Annotated in this window: 2 protein-coding genes and 1 pseudogene; all 3 read right to left on the bottom strand. The window is 63.0% G+C overall.

Annotated elements, in window-relative coordinates; all coding sequences use genetic code 11:
* A pseudogene (locus MOV74_RS37720) lies at positions 1 to 323 on the bottom strand (hypothetical protein); the annotation flags it as partial.
* 93 nt (positions 324 to 416) lie between these two features.
* Positions 417 to 701: a cupin domain-containing protein gene (locus MOV74_RS37725; RefSeq protein WP_246932533.1), complete on the bottom strand. Its 285-nt coding sequence runs from the start codon at positions 699 to 701 to the stop codon at positions 417 to 419.
* 169 nt (positions 702 to 870) lie between these two features.
* The coding region (locus MOV74_RS37730; protein ID WP_246932535.1) for a sodium:proton antiporter at positions 871 to 1,569 on the bottom strand (699 nt) is incomplete at its 5' end.

The raw sequence follows: 1,569 nt of genomic DNA on the forward strand, positions 1-1,569 counted from the left end.
GGCTTGCCGCGCGGACTGGCCTCGGCCGGCGTCACATCCGCAGCCTTGTGCTCGACGACCGGCTGATCGGCAGCCTTTTCGGCCGCCGGCTTGTCCGTCACACTCTTCTCGGAAATGCCTTTGGCCTTGACGCCGGGCGCCGGGAGATTGGCGACATCGGCGGGCTTGCCGTTCTTGCCGGCCTCGGCCGGGGCCACGACGGCCGCAGGGGCATCAGCCGCCGGCTTGGCGTTGATGTAGTGGTTAACGATGTAGGCCCCGATGATCGTGGCGAGCACCGAGGGGAAAATATCCATCGAGATTTTAGCGAGGTATTTCAGCATTCCGGCCACTCCCCGCGCGATCTGATGCGGGAACTTTGGGGCATTGTAAGGGATCAACTGCGACGGATCGATGGCAAGTGGGTAAGGCCGGACTTACGGCTTTAGCTCGATCTCAAGGAACACGATCTCGGTTGAGGTTTCGTTAAGTACATCATGTTGGACGCCGGCCTTGCGGAAATAGGATTTTCCGGCCGCCAGCTGCGCCTTGGAGCGCTCGCCGCCGGGCGCCACGATAGTCATCTCTCCCGCGACCACGGGAACAATGACGTAGTCCATGCCGTGGGTGTGGTGCCCGGTGGCACCGCCGGGCGGAAGGCGCCATGCCGTCACCCGGACCTCCTCATTGTCGACCTGAACCTCGGACTTGGCGGCAAGCATCGGAACTCCCCTATCGCACTTCAGGGCACGAAGGCCATGAACACGTAGACCGCAAATACCACCATATGGACCAGTCCGAACAGGACATTGGTCCCGCCCGTGCCGATTATGCGCGCTCATCCACCGCTTCCATTTGCGTCAATGAGCAGTCGCAAATCAGGCGCGAGATTCAGTGCCAGTGCAGGATCGGCGCCACCGGCAGCAGCGTCAGCAGCAGGAACAGGGGGATCAGCACGGCGCCCGCGCGCAGGAGATAGCCGAAGAAGCTCGGCATTTTGATGCCGTTCTCGCTGGCAATGCTGCTCACCATGAAGTTCGGCGCATTGCCGATATAGGTGAGCGCGCCCATGTAGACGGCCCCCATGGAGATCGAGGCGAGCGTGCCCGAGAGCTGATGCATCAGCACTTGCGGGTCGCCGCCGGCGAGCTCGAAGAACAGCAGATAGGTCGGCGCATTGTCGAGGAACGCGGACATCAGTCCGGTGAACCAGAAATAGGCGACCTCGCGGGGCGCGCCATCCGGTCCTGTCACCGCCGACAACAGCCAGGCGAATGCACCATGATGGCCGGCATTGAGCATGGCAATGACCGGGATGATGGTGACGAAAATGCCCGCGAACAGCTTTGCGACCTCGCGGATCGGCTCCCAGGTGAAGCCGTTGGCCTGCCTGTGCTCGTCGGGGGTGAGCCACACCGACAACGCCGCGATGGCCAGCAGCGCCAGATTGCGCACGGCGTCCTCCAGTTCCAGCCTGGTACCGAGAATGTCGAACGCAATGCCGGGCTTCCACACCGCCGACGCAAGCAGGCTCGCGACGATGGCTGCGATCAGCGCCAGATTGACGAGGCCGCGGATGCGGACCGGCTG

The organism is Bradyrhizobium sp. SHOUNA76 (assembly GCF_023006445.1).
In the GTDB taxonomy this organism is placed as follows: domain Bacteria; phylum Pseudomonadota; class Alphaproteobacteria; order Rhizobiales; family Xanthobacteraceae; genus Bradyrhizobium.

What these genes read in the sequence shown, in the direction of transcription:
- MOV74_RS37725 (WP_246932533.1), bottom strand. Translation starts at nt 701, where the DNA reads ATGCTTGCCGCCAAGTCCGAGGTTCAGGTCGACAATGAGGAGGTCCGG.